Source organism: Pantoea sp. SIMBA_079, from assembly GCF_046940275.1.
GTDB lineage: Bacteria > Pseudomonadota > Gammaproteobacteria > Enterobacterales > Enterobacteriaceae > Pantoea > Pantoea borealis.
Genome location: NZ_JAWRYR010000441.1, coordinates 1 through 264 on the forward strand (window position 1 = coordinate 1; position 264 = coordinate 264).

At 65.2% G+C, this 264-nt stretch carries 1 protein-coding gene; it reads left to right on the plus strand.

Going from position 1 to position 264, the window contains the following annotated elements:
* Positions 1–159 (plus strand): nucleoside-diphosphate kinase (locus tag SB719_RS20720; protein ID WP_412159824.1); only part of this gene is annotated, 159 nt, incomplete at its 5' end.
* Positions 160–264 lie beyond the last annotated feature (105 nt).

The following is a 264-nucleotide window of genomic DNA, read 5'->3' on the forward strand; positions in this document are numbered from 1 at the left end:
CTGGGTGCGACCAACCCGAAGGACGCCGCGCCGGGCACGATCCGCGCCGATTTCGCCGATTCCATCGACGCCAACGCCGCCCACGGCTCGGATTCGGTCGAGAACGCGCAGACCGAGATCGCGTATTTCTTCAAGAACGACGAAGTCGTTTCCCGCTGAGTGATCAGCCCGTGACCGAGGTCGCCGCCGACATGACTGCCGCCAAGCAGAACCTGCTCGACCTCGATCGCGAGGGACTGGAGCGCTTCTTCGCCGAGACCCTCG